This is a genomic window from Streptomyces sp. NPDC032472 (assembly GCF_040636955.1).
Lineage (GTDB): Bacteria > Actinomycetota > Actinomycetes > Streptomycetales > Streptomycetaceae > Streptomyces.
In genome coordinates, this window is the sequence record NZ_JBEZVK010000007.1 from 57594 (window position 1) to 73546 (window position 15953).

General features: G+C 74.4%; 14 protein-coding genes. 5 read left to right on the forward strand and 9 right to left on the reverse strand.

Annotation, left to right across the window (positions count from 1 at the left end; genetic code table 11):
- The first annotated feature begins 6 nt into the window (after positions 1 to 6).
- Complete coding sequence (locus AB0F11_RS06355; protein WP_362169018.1) at positions 7 to 372, forward strand: hypothetical protein; 366 nt, start codon at positions 7 to 9, stop codon at positions 370 to 372.
- A gap of 69 nt (positions 373 to 441) precedes the next feature.
- Here the strand turns inward: AB0F11_RS06355 and AB0F11_RS06360 are convergent, their stop codons facing one another.
- The 5 genes from AB0F11_RS06360 to AB0F11_RS06380 all read right to left on the reverse strand — a co-directional run bounded on the left by AB0F11_RS06360 (position 442) and on the right by AB0F11_RS06380 (position 8694).
- Complete coding sequence (locus AB0F11_RS06360; RefSeq protein WP_362169020.1) at positions 442 to 1212, reverse strand: hypothetical protein; 771 nt, start codon at positions 1210 to 1212, stop codon at positions 442 to 444.
- Positions 1213 to 1431: 219 nt separating this feature from the next.
- Positions 1432 to 1653 (reverse strand): MbtH family NRPS accessory protein, encoded by a 222-nt coding sequence (locus AB0F11_RS06365; RefSeq protein WP_362169022.1) that lies wholly within the window; start codon positions 1651 to 1653, stop codon positions 1432 to 1434.
- Positions 1654 to 1822: 169 nt separating this feature from the next.
- Entirely contained in the window at positions 1823 to 4744 is a 2922-nt protein-coding gene (locus AB0F11_RS06370) for an AAA family ATPase (protein WP_362169024.1), read from the reverse strand.
- 81 nt (positions 4745 to 4825) lie between these two features.
- Positions 4826 to 5059, reverse strand: a complete 234-nt coding sequence (locus AB0F11_RS06375) for a hypothetical protein (protein ID WP_362169026.1) — start codon at positions 5057 to 5059, stop codon at positions 4826 to 4828.
- A 122-nt stretch (positions 5060 to 5181) separates the two neighbouring features.
- Positions 5182 to 8694 carry a type 2 lanthipeptide synthetase LanM family protein gene (locus tag AB0F11_RS06380; protein WP_362169027.1) on the reverse strand — a complete coding sequence of 1171 codons (3513 nt, stop codon included), beginning with the start codon at positions 8692 to 8694 and terminating at the stop codon, positions 5182 to 5184.
- A gap of 350 nt (positions 8695 to 9044) precedes the next feature.
- Here AB0F11_RS06380 and AB0F11_RS06385 point away from each other — a divergent pair, with 350 nt between their 5' ends.
- The 4 genes from AB0F11_RS06385 to AB0F11_RS06400 all read left to right on the forward strand — a co-directional run bounded on the left by AB0F11_RS06385 (position 9045) and on the right by AB0F11_RS06400 (position 11873).
- Positions 9045 to 9701, forward strand: coding sequence for a helix-turn-helix transcriptional regulator (locus AB0F11_RS06385; RefSeq protein ID WP_362169029.1), 657 nt, complete (start codon positions 9045 to 9047; stop codon positions 9699 to 9701).
- Entirely contained in the window at positions 9698 to 10063 is a 366-nt protein-coding gene (locus AB0F11_RS06390; protein WP_362169031.1) for a helix-turn-helix transcriptional regulator, read from the forward strand. The genes AB0F11_RS06385 and AB0F11_RS06390 overlap by 4 nt, the downstream gene beginning before the upstream one ends.
- 98 nt (positions 10064 to 10161) lie before the next feature.
- A complete protein-coding gene (locus AB0F11_RS06395) occupies positions 10162 to 11103 on the forward strand; it encodes a hypothetical protein (RefSeq protein WP_362169033.1) in 942 nt (313 codons plus the stop codon).
- Between the two features lie 32 nt (positions 11104 to 11135).
- Positions 11136 to 11873, forward strand: a complete 738-nt coding sequence (locus tag AB0F11_RS06400) for a hypothetical protein (protein WP_362169035.1) — start codon at positions 11136 to 11138, stop codon at positions 11871 to 11873.
- On the opposite strand, the gene AB0F11_RS06405 is transcribed toward AB0F11_RS06400, so the two are convergent.
- From AB0F11_RS06405 to AB0F11_RS06420, 4 genes are read right to left on the reverse strand one after another with little or no spacing between them, the layout of a single operon-like run.
- Positions 11837 to 12490, reverse strand: a complete 654-nt coding sequence (locus tag AB0F11_RS06405; protein ID WP_362169037.1) for an ATP/GTP-binding protein — start codon at positions 12488 to 12490, stop codon at positions 11837 to 11839. The two genes, AB0F11_RS06400 and AB0F11_RS06405, sit on opposite strands and share 37 nt — an antisense overlap.
- Entirely contained in the window at positions 12477 to 12917 is a 441-nt protein-coding gene (locus AB0F11_RS06410) for a DUF742 domain-containing protein (protein ID WP_362169039.1), read from the reverse strand. Before AB0F11_RS06410 ends, AB0F11_RS06405 begins: the two co-directional genes overlap by 14 nt.
- On the reverse strand, positions 12917 to 13318 hold the full coding sequence (locus tag AB0F11_RS06415) for a roadblock/LC7 domain-containing protein (RefSeq protein ID WP_362169041.1): 402 nt from the start codon (positions 13316 to 13318) through the stop codon (positions 12917 to 12919). Before AB0F11_RS06415 ends, AB0F11_RS06410 begins: the two co-directional genes overlap by 1 nt.
- On the reverse strand, positions 13315 to 15747 hold the full coding sequence (locus tag AB0F11_RS06420; RefSeq protein WP_362169043.1) for a sensor histidine kinase: 2433 nt from the start codon (positions 15745 to 15747) through the stop codon (positions 13315 to 13317). The genes AB0F11_RS06415 and AB0F11_RS06420 overlap by 4 nt, the downstream gene beginning before the upstream one ends.
- Between the last annotated feature and the right edge of the window lie 206 nt (positions 15748 to 15953).

Consider the following 15953-nt stretch of genomic DNA (forward strand, 5'->3'; position numbering starts at 1 on the left):
ACACCCATGCCGTACGAGACCGGCGCGAAGGTGAAGCTGACCAGGGATGTGCAGCTCACCTCCGACGACGCAGCGGCCAGGATCGGCTTCCCCGGTCCGCTCTTCCTGGCCGAGGGTCTGGAGGGCATCGTCACGGGCGCGGCAAAGGGAGCCGGCGGCTTCGCCCAGGAGCAGGCCGCGATCTTCGAGCAGCAAGTCCGCGAGGCCGCGCTCACGGGCTTGGCGGCCGGCCTGGCCGATCAGCTCCGTCAGCAGGTCATCGGGCATGGAGCGTACGCCGCCGGAGTCGGGGGTCGGATCAGATACAGGGTGCGCTTCGAGAACGGGTTCGTTCTCGACGGTCTTGAAGAAGACTGGCTGACCGCGTCCTGAGTATCTGCCGAGCCGCCCACGCCGCCATGAGGAGCCGCACCGGCCACCGCGCCGGTCCGGCGGCCCTCCTCAGCCCGGGTAGGCGATCGAGCCCAGCGGCGGGCAGGGGATGAGGGTGGTGTCGGCGCCGGGCCGTTCGACGAACGCCCGGGCCTCGGCGGCCTGCCGACGCCGGGAATCCAACTCGTCGGCGTACCAGGCGTCGCGCGTGGCGCGGGGGTAGTCCCACGAGTCGTCGATGAGGCTGAGGCTGGTATTGCCGGCGCTGCGGTGGAACTCCGCTTTCAGGGCGACCTGTTGGAGGGCGGTCTGGGTCGCCGCCAGATCGATGCGGGTGATCAGGACACCGGGGGTGTTCGGTTCGCGGGTCGGCATGGGGGCCTGCGGGAGCGGTGACACCCCGGTGTCGAGGCGGCCGATGTTGTCGACGCTCGCCGTCTGGGCCTCACTCGCCATGATCTGCATTTCCCGGTGCAGCCAGAAGAACTCGTCGAGGTCGGCCTGGGTGATGCGCATCCGCTGGTACAGGGCCCGGAAGCGGGGATCGTCGTGCAGCGGGCGTATGGGGGCGCTGTGCAGCGCCACGCAGTCGTTGAAGCCGGCTGCCACCGCGGCGTCGAGGTGGAAGACCACCTGGTCCGCCTGTCCGCGTGCGAGGGCCATGCCGGCGAGGCTCGCATGGCCCGCGGCGGCGAGCCACGTGCCGTCGGGGCCGAGCGCCCCGGCGCGCGCGACGACGTCCTGGAGGCCCGCGGTGCCCACCGCGGCGGAGCCTTGGGTCAAGAACGCCACCAGCAGTTCGTGGACACGGGCGGCCAGTGAGTTGACGGTGTCGACCATGGATCTCCTCGGACCTCGGTGGTGAAGAGCGAAAGGGGCGCCTGAGTCTGCGGCAGCCCCGTGGGGATGACGGGCGAACGGGGTGAGCGGTTCCTGCTCGTCCCCTGGCTGCGCCGGTCGGGCCGGGGTGTCGGCCCGACCGGCGCTCCCCTCCTGCCGGCCGGCGGGGCTCGGTTCCCCCGCGCCTCAGCCACGCCGGTCGGCGTCCGTGTCCCCCGTTCAGGTGCCGGTGCCTGCACCCGCTTCGGCCTGCTGCCGGCGCAGGCTCAGCGGCCGCATGTCCGTCCACACCCGTCCGATGTGGTCCAGGCACTCCTGGCGGGTGCCCGCCGTGCCCTCGGCGTGCCAGCCGGCCGGCAGTTCGCGGTCCGCGCGCCAGATGGAGTACTGCTCCTCCTCGTTGTGCACGACCCGGTAGCGGCTCTCGTCGGTGTCGCTCATCGCTTCGGTCCTCCCGCACTCGCCCCGTTCGTTCGTCTGCGGCCATCAGCCTGCCGCCGCAGCCCGTCCGCCCATAGGGACAAACGCGCAGAAGGACCGGCGGCCGGTGCTGCCGGTCCTTCCCCGGCGGCCCGGACGGACAGGCTGCCTCGGTCAGGAGGCCTCGGAGTCAGACGGCCCGGACGGACAGGGAGGCGGAGAGTTCGCACAGGCCGGCGCGGTTGGGTCGGCCCGTCTTGGTGGTCAGGGCGGCGATGTGCTTCTCCACCGTGCGCGGGGAGATGTAGAGCCGGTCCGCGATGTCCTTGTTGCCGAGCCGGTCCGCAAGGAGCTGGAAGACCTCGTACTCGCGGACCGTGACCCCCTGGGCGCGCAGCACCTCCGGGATGCGGCCGGAGCCGGTGCGGCGCTGGTGGACCGGGGCGCCCATGCGGCGCAGCTCCGCCCGGCAGGCTCCGGCGACGGCGGCCACGCCGCCCTGGTGGAAGTGCTGTTCGGCGCGGCGCAGCCAGGCCACGGGCTCGCCCCAGCCGTCCGCGTACGCCGCCTCGGCTACCAGGCGCAGGCCCAGGTGGAGGGCGGTGGGGTACGGCTCGGCGGTGCGGGCGGCCTCGGCGACGGCGGCGGCGGCCTCCTCGGGGCGGCCCTCGCGGCCGAGCAGGACGGCGCCGGCCAGGTGCACGAACTGCCGGTTCCAGCGCATCCGGCCGGGCGAGGTGGCGGCGATCTCCTCGTACGCGGGCCGGCCGGCCGTGCCCGCCAGGACGTCGAGGAGCAGGCCGATCCCGTAGCGGCCGCTGAGGTAGTAGGTGCTGGGGTTGGTGTTCTCCAGCTCGGCAACGGCGTGCAGTTCCCGTACGGCGGCCTGCCGGTCCTCCTCCATCAGCGCGCAGAACGCGCGGGCCAGGCCGCGGGTCAGCGGCTCCTCCTGGGAGCCGGCCCCGTCCCAGTCGGCGAAGGCGGCGAGGGCGCGGTCCATGGCGGGGCGGTCGCCGCGGTGGGCGGCGAGCGCGGCCTGCGCCATCAGGACGTAGCGGGTGGCCGGGGCCAGGCGCAGGCGCTGGACGACGGCCAGGCACTCCTCGGCGGCCTGCTGCGCCTCGGTGAAGCGGGAGCGCAGGACGGCGTCGAGGATCATGATGCCGTCGACGGTGTGGACGATGGTGGCCGAGCCGAGCCGCTGGGCCTCGGCCCGCGCGGCGAACAGGGGGGCCGTCTCGCCCTCGGTGAGCCAGTGGTTGCCGCCGATGCGGGTGAGGGCGTACATGCGCTGCAGCGGCAGCCGGTGCTGCTCGGCGGTGTGCAGGGCCGATTCGAGCAGGGCGGTGGCCTCGTCGAAGTCCCGTTCGCGGGTGAGGGTGGCGAGGAGTTCCCACGCCTGGCAGGCAACGGTGGCGAGGTTGTGGCGCTGGGCGGCCTGGAGGGCGGAGTGGGCGAGTTTCTCGGCCAGTTGGGTGCGGTCCGGGCCGGGGGTGTCGAGGGCGAGGTAGGCGGCGGTGACGTCGACCGAGGCGGTGGCGCGGTCGTCGGGATGGCCCGCGAGCAGGGCTCTGGCCTGGGCTATCTGTCTGTTGCCGTCCTCCCAGCGGCCGGCGGTGTGGGCGACCTTGGCGAGGCGGGTGTGCAGGGCGGCCAGCCGGGAGGCGCTCAGGTCGCTGCCGCCGAGGGTGTGCAGGTTCTCGGCGAAGCCGAAGGCCTGGGCGAAGTCGCCGGCTTCGGCGAGGGCGGGCAGCAGTGCCTCAAGGGCGTCGGTGCGGGCGGCGGCGTTCTGCGGGGCGGACAGCAGCCGTTCGGCGCGCCCGAGCAGGGTGACCGCCGAGCCGATCGCACCGGCCGCGAGGGCGCGCCGCCCGGCGCCGGTGTACAGGCGGCCGGCCTCGGCGTCGTCGCCGGACTGTGCGCGCAGCCGGGCGACCAGCGGGCACCAGTCGCCGTCCAGGTCGGGGTGGAGGGCCTCGACGGCGTCGGCGGCCCGCCCCGCCATCGCGGCCCGGTTGGCGGGGGTCAGCTGGGTGAGGAGGGCCTCGGCGGTGAGCGAGTGGCGGAAGGCGTACCAGTCGGGGGCCGGTTCGTCGGGTACGACGAGCTGGGCGGCGACGCCCGCGTGCAGGTGGCTGAGCAGGGCGCGGTCGTCGATGCCGGTCATCCGCTGGAGCACCGTGAGCGGGAAGCGCCGGCCGATGACGGCGGCGGCGGAGAGCAGGGTCAGCCCCTGCGGGCCGAGCCGGTCGATGCGGCGCAGGATGCCGCGGGCGAGGGCGGTCGAGACGTCGCTGCGCAGGTCGCCGACGACGCGCCAGCCGTCGTCGCCGCGGACCAGGGCCCCGCTGCCGATCATGCCCTGGAGCAGCTCCTCGACGAGGAAGGGGCTGCCGGCGCTGTCGTCCCAGAGCCGGTCGAGGGCGGCCTGCGGGACCAGGTCGGGCTCGGTGTCGAGCTGGGCGGCGATGACGGCGCGGACCTCGGACCGGGTGAGCGGGGCGAGCTCCAGTACGGTCCCCACGCCGCGCCGACGGGCCGAGTCGGCCATGTCGAGCGCGTCGCAGGGCTCCGTGCGGATCGTGGCGAGGAGCACGATGTTGGTGTACTCCAGGTTGTCCACGAGGTACTCGACGACCGCGAGGGTCTCGGGGTCGGCGTCGTGCAGGTCCTCCAGCACCAGGAGCCGGCCGTGCTCCTTGCCCGTGGCGATGAGCAGCCGCAGCACGGCCTCGCCCAGGATGACCATGGAACTGCTGTCGTTCTGCGCCTCGTTGCTCCAGTCCGGGATGATCCGGCCCAGGGCCGGGCGGTACGGGCCCAGCGGCAGGTCGTCCAGCGGCGGTCCGCCGCGGAACAGCGGCATGAGCGCTTCGGTGAGTGGCCGGAAAGGGACGGTGGGGCCGGTGGTGCTGCTCCGGCCCCGCAGGGTGCGCACGCCCATGCCGAAGGCGGTGCCGACGGCTTCGGCGGCGAGCCGGGACTTTCCGATCCCCGCCTCGCCGACCAGGAAGACGACACCGCCGCGTCCTTCGCGCGCCTCGGTCAGGGCCTGCTGGATCTCCCGCAGTTGGGAGTCACGACCGACGATGTACCGTGCACGGGGACGCATGAGCGCAATCTAGTTCATGCGAACGTCCTGTCGAGCGGCGAAAGTTGGCCGTTTCGAACACCGATCGTCGACAATCGGTCACTACCAGGTGACGTTGGGCGCCGAGACGCTCGTGTCGATCGTGCTGAGCGTGATCACGATCCCGCTCGTGAGGACCACGCCGGCCAGTGCACGGGCCCGGGCGCACGCCTTGTTCCGCCCCGACAGGGTGATCCCGCCGGCCGGGTCCTCGACCCGCTCCTCGGCGGCGGGCGCCTCGGCGGCGAACTCCTCGCCGGCGGCCACGGACTCGGCGGTGACCTGGGGCTTCTGCATGGTGGTGAGTACCTTTCTCGATGCCTTCGGGAAGTGGTGGCCGGTGCCGTGCGGTGCGTTCGGATGCAATGCGGGTGCGGTGCGGGTGCGGGTGCGGTGGTACGTGGTCGGTGCGGTTCGGGTCAAGAGGCGGTACGGCCTCGGCCGGGGGCCGAAGGGGCAGCGGTTTCCAGCAGCAGGACGGACGGTACGGACTCCGGGAAGCCGAGCCGCAGCAGGCCGTACCCGATCCCGGACAGCCCGGTCAGGAACCCGGGGGACGGGACGTGGTCGGGGGTGCCGCAGCGCCGGCCGTGGTCCTCCAGCCGGCCGAGCACCTCCCCCGCGCGGTGGCCGAGCGCGGCGGCGGCGCCGGTGTGGCCCCGCCGGGCGAGGACGCCCAGCAGTTCCAGCGGGCCGAGCGCCCCGTGGCGCAGGCTCAGGTCGGGGCATTCCGACGGGGCGCCCGCCAGGGCTGCGCACCGGTCCAGTTCGGCCGCCGGGACGGGCAGGCCGGCGGTGCCCAGGGCGTCGGCCGCGGCCAGCGCGGTGCCGGCGAGCCCGGTGTACCAGCCGAGGTCGGCGGGGCCCCGCAGGGCCGCCTCGAAGGCCGGGCGCAGCAGGGCCGCGCCTGTACGGGCGTACACGTCGACCGGGACGGCCGCGGCGGTGGCGGTGGCGGCGGCGCCCGGGAGGGCTCCCGGGGCCCGCTGCCCGGTCTCCGCCGGGGCGGCGGCGTACCGCAGCAGGGCCCAGCCGATGCCGGCGTCGCCGTGGGCGAAGCCGGTCGCCCCGGCGACGGGGACGGCGCCGTGCTCGGCGAGCCGCTTCTCGGCGCGGACCAGCAGCCGGTCGGCGAGCCGCCGGGCGGGGCCGGCCGCGTCGGCGTCCCCGTACGTACGCTGCACCGCGACGGCGGCGGCCAGGGCGCCGGCGAGGCCGTCGGCCAGACCGTCGGCCAGGCCGTCGGGCACCTCGGAGCCGGCGCTGTCGGCGGCGCGTTCCAGCGCGGCGAGGGCGGCGGGCAGGCAGTCGCCCGCGCCGTCCCCGAGCAGCGGTGCCAGCCGGGCCAGCGCGTAGACGATGCCGCCGAGTCCGTGCAGGGCGCCCGGCCCGACCGCGGCCCCGAGACCGGGGTCCGCGGCCAGGGTGGAGACCAGCGCGGGCAGCGGCCGCACGGCCTGCCGGGCCAGCGCGGTGTACCGCTCGGCCCCGGTGAGGGCGCCGAGCTGGGCCAGGAACAGGGCCACCCCGCAGTAGCCCTGGGCGAGCCCGCCGCCCATCGGCAGAACGGCCCAGTGCTCGTCGGCGACCTGCTCCAGGCCGAGCCAGTTGACGCGCCCGGCGCCGTGGACGGCCCGGCCGGCGATCTCGTCGGCGATGCCGCAGGCGGCGGCGAGCAGCCGCGACGGCTCGGGGACGAAGGCCGGGGCGGGCTGCCCGGCCAGCGCCGAACGTGGGCCTGGGACGCTGAGGTTGGCGCCCGCGACGGCGAGCGTGGCCGAGATGATCCACTCCTGGTCGTGGCGGTCCACCTCCCCCATGACGGCGATCTTGTCGCGGGCGGTGCGCAGGCTCGGCGCGGGCAGCACCTCGTCGAGGAGGGCGCCGCGGGAGGTCCGTACGGCGGTGTGCGCGGGGTGGTGGAAGAAGAGCGGCACGTCCCCGGCCCACAGGTCGGCGGTCTCGTCCTCGATCAGCCGCTGTCGGGCGGGATCGTGCGCGGACTCCGTCCACAGCACGGCGAACACCGCGTCCCGGGCCAGCGCGTCGCGCAGCACGCCCGGGTGCGTGGACTCGTCCAGCAGGGTGGTGTACAGGCGGGTGGAGCGGGCGATCAGCCGTCCGGGGCTGGTGGCACAGCGGGCCAGCAGCCCTCCCTCGCCGAGGAGTTCGCCCCGGTGCGCGGCGATCGCGTCGTACCCGGCGCGGAACCCCTCCAGCAGCGCCTCGCGGTGCACGGCGTGGCCGGCGTCGGAACGGCCGTGCGGGCCGGGCCGGTTCTGGCCGGCGGGGCTCGCCACCCGGCCGCGCAGCAGCCGCATCGTGTCCGTCCCGGCGGCCTCCCAGCGCAGACCGTCGCTGGGGTAGGCACCGCCGTCCCCGCCGCCGAGCGCGGAGACGTCCATGGCGCCGTTCTCGCCGATCAGCAGGCTCGGCAGCAGGCAGGTGCGGTACACCGAGGCGGCCAGGGCGTCGGCCGCCGGGTCGGCCCCGCAGGTCACGGCCGTCGGCAGGCCGGAGTGCAGCAGGGTCTCGGCGTCCACCAGGACCGGCTGGTCGCCGCCGGCGATGACGTTCTCGTAGTGCATGTCCACGCCGTCCAGCGCGTAGAGCAGGGCGAGCAGCGCGCCCTGGCGCCGGTAGAACCGGTCGAACTCGGTGGGCGTCGCGCACCAGCGGTGCTCGATGAACTCCAGCCAGCCGTACCCGTCCGCCCGCACCGACTTCGGGGTGCGCAGGCCCAGCCCCGCCACCTTGGCGTTGGCCCAGCCCACCGCCCGGTCGAGCAGGGCGTGCTGGTCCAGCGGGCGGGGCTTGTACACGACGGTCGCGCCGCCGGCGAAGTGCAGCAGGGCGACGGAGCGGCCGTGCTGGTGGGCGTCCCCGCGGGCCAGGTCCACCCGGACGAGCGGCCCCGGGTCGGCCCCGTCCAGCAGGCCGGCGACGATCCGCGGGCGGTCGGCGGCGAAGCGCTCCAGCAGCTCCGCCGTGGCCTCGGCGGCGTACGTGCAGCACTGGCCGAGGATGCGGGCCAGCACCGGGTAGCGGGTGAAGAGCTCCGCCAGCCCCTGCCGGGTGCCCAGCAGGGCGAGGAAGTCCGCGAACCGCTGCCGCGGGGTCGCGCCCGCCAGCCTGCCCGCGCTGCGGGCCCGGTGGAGCTCGCTGACCAGGGTCCGGGCCGCCCGGCGCACCAGCAGGTCGCCGAGCCGCTCCTCGAACCCGGCCTGTACGGCGGCCAGTTCGGCCCCCTCCAGGGCGGCGCCCGCGGCGACCTGGGCCCAGGCGTGCCCGACCAGCGGGCGCAGCGCGGGCAGGAACACCGCCGCCCCGTCGGCCGCCCCCGCGCCCGCTGCCGCGCCCGCCCCCGTGCCGACCGCCGTATCGGCCCCCGTGCCGGTCCCCGCCCCGGCCGCCGTGTCGGGGCCGCCGTCCGGCGCCCCCGCACCGGTACCGGCCGCCGCCCCCGCACCGGTACCGGCCGCCGTCCCCGTCGTACCGATACCGGCCGCCGCCCCCGCACCGGTACCGGCCGCCGTCCCCGTCGTACCGATACCGGCCGCCGTCCCCGTACCGATACCGGCCCCCGTACCGGTACCGGTCCCCGCCCCGCTCTCGGGGGTCGCGGCCACCACCTGCTCCACGTACCGCGCCCAGTCGGGCTTGGCGCTGCGCGCGGCCAGCCGGCCCGGCGCCTCCGCCGCGAGCGCGTGCGCCGCGTCCCGCCCCGTGCCCAGGGCCGCCAGCCGGGCCGCGAAACCCTCGGCGTCCCCCGGGTCCCAGGACGCCGGCCGGGGGTGGGGTGCGTCGGCCGGGGCGGGGGCCGGGGCCCCCGGGGCGGCGAGCCGCTCCCGCAGGTTCAGTGCCCGGGCCCACCAGCAGGGGGCCAGGCCTCCGACCCGGTCGTCTTCGGCGGTGGTGGCAGTGTCCGTCACGAGGAGAAACCTCGCAGAGGGCGGGCGGCCCCCACATGGGGGCCGTTCCCCCATATTCCGCGGAACCGCCCCCGCACACCCCCACTCCCCCGCCCGGTCCGGCCGGGAAACCGGTGCAAAGGAGGCGGGAACGCAGGGCGCCGGGCACCCGACCGGCCGCCTGCGGGCCTGCGGCGACCCGGCGGTCGACAGGCCCGTCTTCACAGGATCCGCGCGCAGGGCGCCGCACCTTCACAAATGTGGGGGCCGCGGCCCGATGCCGTACCGGCCGGGGCGCCCGCAGCCTGTGTGCAGCGAGCCCCTTTCCGCCGTCCGGCACCCCGGCCGGCGGATGATCAACGGAGGACCTGGTGGGAGAACCCGTCCCTGTCGACGTCGTCGCGTCCGACCCCGTGCTGGAAGCCGGAACCAAGAGCACCCTGTTCGCCTGCCCGGAGCTGTGCCCGACGGCCCCCGGCGGCGCACCGCGCGTCGTGGTCATGACCGTGGACCGGGTCGGCCGTCCGGAGCTCGACGTGCTGGGCACCGTTCGCGACACCCCGGCCCGGCCCGGTGTCGTCCTGGTCGCGGGCGAGTTGCCCCCCGATGCCGCCCTGCACGCCATAGCCGCCGGCGCCCGCGGGCTGCTGCGCCGCCGCGAGGCGGACGCCCCGGGCCTCGCCCGCGCCGTCCTGGCCGCCTCGCGCGGCGACTGCACCCTGCCCCCGGACCTGCTCGACCGGCTGCTGGAGCGCTCCGCGGCCGGAGCCGGCGCGGGCGGCGGCACCGACGACGGCGCGGCGGGCCGGGCGGGCGCGGCCGGACCCGCGGCGCACGGCGGCCTGAGCGAGCGCGAGCGCAGCGTGCTGCGCCTGGTCGCGGACGGCCACGAGACCAACGAGATCGCCAAGCAGCTCTGCTACTCCCCGCGCACCGTGACCACCGTCGTGCACGACATCACCCAGCGCTTCCGCCTGCGCAACCGCGCCCACGCGGTCGCCTACGCCCTCCGGGTGGGGCTGCTGTGACCGCCGTCGCCGAACTCTCGCGCGCGGATGCGCCTGCAGGGGCGCCGGTCGGCGATCCGCCGGTCCCGCCGTACTCCGCCGGCGACGGGATGATGCCGTACCCGGTCCTGATCCGTCTGCTCGGCGCCGCCACCGCCGCCGGCGGCTTCGCCGCCGCCCCGGCGGACGCCCCGCGGCTGACGGCCCGCCAGACCGCCGTCCTCACCCTGATGGCGGAGGGGCACGGCAACACGGCGATCGCCCGGACCCTCGCCTGTTCCGAACACACCGTCAAGAACGTGATCTACGATCTGATGGGACGCCTCCAGGCCCGCAACCGGGCCCACGCGGTCGCGTGCGCCGTGCGTCACAGCTTGATCTGAAGTTGCCGTGAAGCGCTGCCGGCCGCAACTGCCAGGTGTACGGTCGTCGTCTCCGGCGAGGGGGCCGGAGAGCCTTTGGGACGGGGGCTGAGCTGTAAATGAGCGGTGGGTTTCGCTATCGGGTGGAGCGGGTCGCACTGGCCCTGATGGCCGCATCGGGTGTGGTGGTGCTCCTCGCCGACCTCTTCGGGTGGCTCGACGCTCTGGCGCCGGGCGGCGCGCTGCCGAAGGTCACCCTGCTGATCCTGAGCACGGTCACGATCTTCCTGCTGCTGGAGATCGACCGGCTGCGCAAACTCGACGACGTACAGGAACGCGTCGAGGCCCTGGACGGCAGCGTGCAGGCGCAGGTGGCGCTCCTGGGCTCCGGTATCCAGGCGCAGGTGACGGACATGGACGCGCACATGCAGGCGCACCTGTCCAAGCTCGACATCGACGCGATGTCGCAGCGCCTCAAAGAGCAGCACTACGGCGGCGTGGTCAAGGTGCACCGACGTTTCCCCGAGGAGGAGTTCATCGGGTACGTGGAGGACGCCGGCCAGGAGGTGGCCGTCCTGCAGACCTGGATCCCGAACCTGCGCCACCTCGAGGAAGCCCTCGTCAAGGCCCTCGTGGCGCAGCAGGTGCCGGTGCGGATCCTGCTGCTGGACCCGGCGTCGCCGGTGGCCGGCTTACGCAACGAGGCGCTCAAGGACGTACTTGACCCCGCCCTGGCGGAGGACGTCAAGGCCAGGGTGGAGGGCTGTCTCGCCGGACTCGCCAGGATCCACAGGCGCCTTGCGCCGGGGGCGCACGCGCGGCTCCAGGTGAAGGTCTACAACTCCCTGCCCTCCATCGCCGTGTTCAAGGCCGACGAGCGCTATCTCGTCAGTTCGTTCCTGCACGGCCAGCTCGCCGTCGACTCCACCCAGATAGAGGTGGACGGAGCGCACACCCTGATGGGCCGCGAAGTGCAGGAGGAGTTCGACACACTGTGGAGCATCGGTATCGACGTGGACCTGCCCGACTGGCGCGCGTCGCTCGACAACAACCGCAGATGATCGGAACGGACGGAAGGGCACGGGTACGGCTCATGCACGCACTGGACGATTTCGAGGACTCGCTGATCGAGCGCTTCAAGGAGCACCCGGTACTGGCGAACGTCGCACAGCTCCCGGACGAGGACTTCGCCGCTCTGCTGCTCCAACGGCGGTTCGTGTCGCTCGCGTTCACCCCGTCCTACGATCTCGCCATCGACCTGCTGCGCGACGAGGCCGGGCTGCGCATCGCCCGGGTCATCCTACGCGAGGAGTACCCGGACGGCCACGGGCACACCCCTTCGCACCGCGAGGACATGGTGCAGGACCTGTTCCGGCTGGGCGTCACCCGCGAGGCCCTGGTGGCGTCGAGACCGACGGCGGAGACGAAGCGCGCCATCGGCGAGGCGTTCGACCTGATCGCGGAGGCGGGCGGCCACGACAACGCGGACCTGCGGCTGCTGACGATCCTGCGGTTCTGGGGCGAGGTCCTGGTCTCGGTCGAGTACGAGAAGCTGTGGGAGCGGATGGCCCCGCAGCTGACCGACGAGGGCGGCCGCAACCGCTCCCGCTTCTACCACCCGCACCTCGTCCACGACGCCAAGACGCACTCCCTGGCCACGGTGTCCCTGCTGTCCGGCAGCCACTCGGACCGCCTGGCGACGCGGGTGACCGAGCTCCTGGCACGCGAGGACTCCTCCGACTGCTTCCGCGAGGCGGAGGAGCGCGCCCTGGCCCTGAAGCTGGCCTTCTACGATCAGTTCCTGCCGGCCCTGGACCGTATCGCGGTCTGAGCGGCCCGAGCAGTCCGAGCGGTCCGCAGCGGGCCCTCGCCCGGCTCGGCCGAGGAGATCAGCACGTCCAGCAGGGACACCAGGACGTCGCGGACGTCGGCGCGTTCGCGGGCGTCGAGCATCAGGACCGGGGTGTCCGGGTCGCGCAGGTGAAGGGCCTGCGCGATCTCCTCGGCCGTGTACGGCTGTACGCCGTGGAAGCAGTTCGCACCGATCACGAAGGGCAGGCCGCGGCTCTCGAAGAAGTCGACGGCGGGGAAGCTGCGGTCCAGCCGCCGGGTGTCGACGAGCACGACCGCGCCCAGGGCCCCGTTCAGCAGGTCGTCCCACATGAACCAGAAGCGCTCCTGGCCCGGCGTGCCGAACAGGTAGAGCACCACCCCGGCGTCGGTGAGGGTGAGGCGGCCGAAGTCCATCGCCACGGTGGTGACGGCCTTGGACTCGATCCCGTCGAGGTCGTCGACGCCCACGCCCGCCGCCGTGAGCCGCTCCTCCGTGCGCAGCGGCTCGATCTCGGAGATCGTCTCGACCAGGGTGGTCTTGCCGACTCCGAATCCCCCGGCGATGAGGATCTTGACGGGGGCCGCCTGGGGGGCGGGGGTCTCATATCCGGGCAAGGTTGTCCCTGATTCTCCTGAGCAGGTGGACATTGGTGGTCTCGGCGCCCTCCAGGGGCGGCCGGTGGTGGATCAGCCCGCGGTCCGCGAGCTCGCCGAGGAGCAGCGTCATCGGGGTGAGCCGGATGTGCATGCGCGCGGCGAGCTCGGCGACCGCCCGTCCGTCCGGCGCCGGACACAGGGCGAGGACGGCCCGCCACTCGGTGGGCAGGCCGCTGTCGGCGTCCGGGTCGACCGCCGCCGTGATCGTGGTGTCCATGGTCAGGGCGGTGCACGGTGCGGCGGTACGGCCGTCGGTGAGGGCGTACAGGCGTGTCCGGCGCGCGGACCGGGGCCGGGGCGGCGGCGACGGCTGCGCCGGCTCCTCGGACTCCTGCGGCGGCTGCCCGGGCTGCCCCGGCTGCGGCTGCGGCTCGTCGTCGGGCATTACGAGGCGGACGACTGGCCGCGCTCGGGGGTGCCCAGCCATTCGCCGAGCGCCTGGGCGGTCCGTACGGCCTCGCCGCCCAGCTCGCCGAGGCGGGCCTTGCGGGAGGTCACCACGATGAGCGTGCTGCCCTCCCCGCACCCGACGATGCAGAGGTACCGGTCGTCGGTCTCGACCAGCTGGCGGATGACCCGGCCGCCGTCGACCTCCCGGGATATCGCCCTCATCGTGGCCGCGACCCCGGACGCGGCGGCGGCCATGCGCTCCGCCGTGTCCCGGTCGAGGAGGTAGGAGCTGAGCCCGATCCCGTCGTTGGACAGGAGCACGGCTCCCTCGATGCCGGCGATCCTGCTCAGGTTGTTGTCCAGGACGCTGTAGATCATTTCGTTGTTCGTCGTCATGGCTGATCCCGTCGGAGCTCTTCTTCCACTGTCTGGGTCCCCTGTTCGTAGTCCGCCCAGGCGTCGGCGACCTCTTCCGGGGTCGCGTCGTCCTGGCCGGGGCCGGGCTCCGGCGTCCGCCGTCCGCGGAGCCGTTCGGTCATGTGCGTCTGCGGGACGCGCTGGGGCAGGCCGGGGCGGGCGCCGCCGTCCAGGGGCGCGGTGGCGGTCCCGACCTCGGTCTGGGGCTGGGTCTGGGTCCTGGTCTCGGTCCTGGTCTCGCGTACGGAGCGGAGGGCCGGCGGGTGCTCGCCGTCGGGGGCCGGCTCCGGCCCGCGGCGGCTGGGCAGGCCGGTGGCGGCGGGCGGGGCGGGGTCGGGCTCCCGGGCGGGCTCGGGGTCCGGCTGCGGCTCGGGTGCCGGCGCCGGCTCGGGATCCGCGGCGCGCGGTGCGGGCAGGGGTGCCCGTACCGCGGGCGGCGCCGGCTCGGGCTCCCGTACGTGCTCCCCCGCGTCCGCCAGCAGCCTGCCCGGCAGGATGACCACCGCCGAGGTGCCTCCGTACACCGAGCGGCGCAGCGTGACCGTGGCCCCGAGCTGGTCGGCGAGGTGGCCGACCACGAAGAGGCCGAGTCGGTGCGCGTTCTCGGCGAGGACGGAGTACGGCGGGGCGGTGTGCAGGCGCTGGTTCATCTCCTCGTAGCGCTCGCCGCTCACCCGCGGCCCGCGGTCCTCGACCTCGACCGACAGCCCGTCCGCGACCAGTTCGGCCCGGATGACCACCTTCGAGCGCGGCGGGGAGAAGCGGGTGGCGTTGTCCAGCAGCTCCGCGAGGAGGTGGCTGATCTGGCTGACGACCTGCGGCTCCACGCTGGCCTCGTCCAGGGACTGCCGCTCGATCCGGCGGAAGTCCTCCACCTCCGCGGCGGCCTCGCGCAGCAGGTCGGCGATGCGCATGGGCTCGGTGTGCGGGTCGGGGATCTCGCCGCCCGAGAGGATGAGCAGGTTCTCGATCTGCCGGCGCATGCCGACCGTCAGCTGGTCGGAGCGCATCAGCTGGGCGAGCAGCGCCTCGTGGTGGCCGAAGGCGTCCTGGATGTCCTCGGTGAGGCTCAGCTGGCGGCTGACCAGGTTCCCGGTGCGCGAGGCGATGCCGGCGGCGAACATGCCGAAGCCGTGGCGTTCGGCCGCGAGCTGCCGGTGGCCGTCGACGGACACCGCGACGACCCGGGCGAAGGCGTCGTTGATCCGCCCGACCTCGTCCCGGATCCCGCGGACGGCGGGCAGGGCGTCCTCGTCGATGCTCTGGCCGCGGTGGAGGCGGGCCACCACGTCGGGCAGCGTGTGCTCGGCGACGGCCACGGTGCGCCGGTGAAGGCCGTTCAGGCGGCGCAGCACCGACCGCGTCATGAGGACGACGGCGGCCACGACCAGCGCCAGCGTGGCGGCGCTCGTGCCGATCAGCCAGGCGACGTCGGTCTGGAGCTGGTCCGCCTTGGCCGCGCTGCGGGTGAGGACGCCCCGGGCGCGGTCGATGTTGAGGGTGGCCATCTGGACGGAGAAGTTGTCGTGCGCGGCCCGCCAGCCGCCGATGTCGGCGGGCAGCTTGATGCCGTTCTCGGTGTCCTTGTGCTGGGAGATGACCGCGTTCTCGATGCGGGTCTTCGTCTGCCAGTCGGGCGAGGCGGTGATGCGCTCGTAGAACGTCCGGTCGCCGTCGGGCAGGTACGGCACGACCCAGGCCTCGTACAGGTAGCGGTGGGCTCCGACGGCGCCGGTGAACTGGTCGAAGCCGGCGGTGCTCAGCTCCCTGGACGGGCCGGCCAGGGCCAGGAGGGTGTCCTCGCGCGCCAGCATCTCGGAGGCGGAGAGCATGGAGACCACGGGGCGGCTCGCCTCGGTGAGCTCGGCGTCCTCCGCGTGGCTGAACTCCTGCTGGTACACCCGGATGATCTCGCCGATCACCGCGGTGTAGTAGCCGATCGTGCCGTCGGGGGTGCCGGTGCGGGCGTCCGTGCGCTCGCGGTATCCGGTCAGGTCGGCCAGGCGCCGGGTCACTGCGCCGAGGGAGTCGGCCGAGGCCGGATCGGCCGCCAGGGCGCGGAATTCGGCCGCGGCGCGGTCCGTGGCCGGCCGGCGGTTGCGCAGTTCCTCCTCGGAGCCGGGGGTACCGGCCCAGCGGGCGGCCGTCGCCGTCCGCTCGGCCTGGAGGTCGACCAGGAGGGTGTACAGCGGGACGCCGATCCGCTCGCTGGCGGCCACGTCGGCGCGCAGGCGGGCCGACTGGGCCAGCAGCCGTTCGGCGGTCAGGCCGCTCTGGGCGCCCATCGCGACGGTGGGGACGACCGCCAGCCAGATGAGCAGCGTCCGCAGGCGCACGGTCCGCAGGCGCACGGTCCGCCGCCGGCTCGGGGGCGGCGCGGGGGCGCCTTCGGGTTCGGTGGCAGACATCGGTCCTCGGGGCGGCGGGGGACGGACGGGCGACAAAACGGGAGGGACGGAGGGCCAACGGAGGGCGCGCGCCGATCATATCCAGCCAAGACAAAGAAACGGATAGTCAGATTCCGCGCCCCTTGGGCGCTATGTGACCCCATGGGCACTATGGGTGCACGAGTTGTTGCCAACCGGAGTCCGAATCGGTATCCGAGGGGTGTGCT

Coding starts and splice junctions, on each gene's coding strand:
- AB0F11_RS06360 (WP_362169020.1), bottom strand. CDS start 1,212: ATGGTCGACACCGTCAACTCACTGGCCGCCCGTGTCCACGAACTGCTG.
- AB0F11_RS06415 (WP_362169041.1), bottom strand. CDS start 13,318: ATGACGACGAACAACGAAATGATCTACAGCGTCCTGGACAACAACCTG.
- AB0F11_RS06395 (WP_362169033.1), top strand. CDS start 10,162: ATGAGCGGTGGGTTTCGCTATCGGGTGGAGCGGGTCGCACTGGCCCTG.
- AB0F11_RS06355 (WP_362169018.1), top strand. CDS start 7: ATGCCGTACGAGACCGGCGCGAAGGTGAAGCTGACCAGGGATGTGCAG.
- AB0F11_RS06370 (WP_362169024.1), bottom strand. CDS start 4,744: ATGCGTCCCCGTGCACGGTACATCGTCGGTCGTGACTCCCAACTGCGG.
- AB0F11_RS06420 (WP_362169043.1), bottom strand. CDS start 15,747: ATGTCTGCCACCGAACCCGAAGGCGCCCCCGCGCCGCCCCCGAGCCGG.
- AB0F11_RS06410 (WP_362169039.1), bottom strand. CDS start 12,917: ATGCCCGACGACGAGCCGCAGCCGCAGCCGGGGCAGCCCGGGCAGCCG.
- AB0F11_RS06400 (WP_362169035.1), top strand. CDS start 11,136: ATGCACGCACTGGACGATTTCGAGGACTCGCTGATCGAGCGCTTCAAG.
- AB0F11_RS06375 (WP_362169026.1), bottom strand. CDS start 5,059: ATGCAGAAGCCCCAGGTCACCGCCGAGTCCGTGGCCGCCGGCGAGGAG.
- AB0F11_RS06365 (WP_362169022.1), bottom strand. CDS start 1,653: ATGAGCGACACCGACGAGAGCCGCTACCGGGTCGTGCACAACGAGGAG.